The 1,096-nt window shown below is 69.6% G+C and carries 2 protein-coding genes; one reads left to right on the plus strand and one right to left on the minus strand.

The window, feature by feature from the left end; all coding sequences use genetic code 11:
- Positions 1-52 precede the first annotated feature (52 nt).
- Positions 53-379 carry a hypothetical protein gene (locus ACGF5C_RS35105; RefSeq protein WP_156055455.1) on the plus strand — a complete coding sequence of 109 codons (327 nt, stop codon included), beginning with the start codon at positions 53-55 and terminating at the stop codon, positions 377-379.
- Positions 380-430: 51 nt separating this feature from the next.
- Here the strand turns inward: ACGF5C_RS35105 and ACGF5C_RS35110 are convergent.
- Positions 431-1,096: TetR/AcrR family transcriptional regulator (locus ACGF5C_RS35110; protein WP_393308772.1), on the minus strand; the 666-nt coding region annotated here is incomplete at its 5' end.

Below are 1,096 nucleotides of genomic sequence, written 5' to 3' on the forward strand. Positions count from 1 at the left end.
TGTCCGATTTGCGAGAGACTGCGTGCGGTGTAACTGATTGGAAGGATTCACCGTGATTGCCAGAACCGAACATCGCACCAAGCGCACGGCGGCGCGCATCGCCGTTGCCGGCGCCATCGTGGCCGCGCCGCTTGCCGCGCTTGCCATTCCGGCCCAGGCCGAGGTCGTGAGCGCCCCGGCGGCCACCGAGATCGCACATCCGGGTCACGGGCACGGCCCGTGGGACGGCCGCGACCGCGGCGACCGCGGCGACTGGGACCACCGCGGCGATTGGGACCGCCACCACCGCGGCGACGACTGCAACCCGTGGGACCGGCACGGCAACGGCTGGAACGGTTTCCGTCAGGTCGTTCCGCCGGGATGGTTCGGCAGCAGCTGATCGGCAGATGATTCGCGGCCCGGCGCCCCTACGGCGCCGGGCCGTTTGTCGTTACCGGCTGTTCGCGGCGATCGTCGCCGCCACACCGTCGAGGACCAGGTCGAGACCGAAAGTGAAGTCGGAGGCGGGGTCGGCCTCGGCGGGCTGGATGGCGTCGAACAGTCCCGAGTCCAGCAGTGCGGCCATATCGGGCAGCCGCTCTCGATCCACCAGTGCGCGCAGATTACGGCTGTAGTCGTGCAAGGCGCCGGCCGGGTCGAGATCGGCTGCCGCCATGGCGTGTTCGAGTTGGCGGGCGGTGACGAACGCCTCGCGGACGTCTGCGCTGACCACCATGATCGCCCCGACCTTCGCCGGCCAGTCCAGCGTGGTGTCGCGCAGTGCGCGCAGCCCGGCGTCCATCCAGGCCACAGTGTTCGGTCCACTCGGCGGTCCGGTGATCGGCAGCTCGGTGAGCCAGGGACGGGCGCGGTGCCGCTCGAGTTGCGCGAACGCCCAGGCGCGCAGGATCGAACGCCATGAGCCGCTGGGCAATTCGGGTGGCGCACCCATTCCGGCATCGGACATCAAGCCCAGCAGTTCGTCCTTCGATCCGATGTGGCGGTAGAGCGACATCGGCGTAACACCGAGAGCCGCAGCGATTTTCGGCAGCGTCGCGGCGGCGAGACCGTCTCGGTCGGCCAGGTGGATCGCCGTCGCCACCACCCGGTCCACATC

The sequence above is a fragment of the Micromonospora sp. NPDC047620 genome, assembly GCF_043205005.1.
Taxonomy (GTDB): Bacteria; Actinomycetota; Actinomycetes; order Mycobacteriales; family Micromonosporaceae; genus Micromonospora.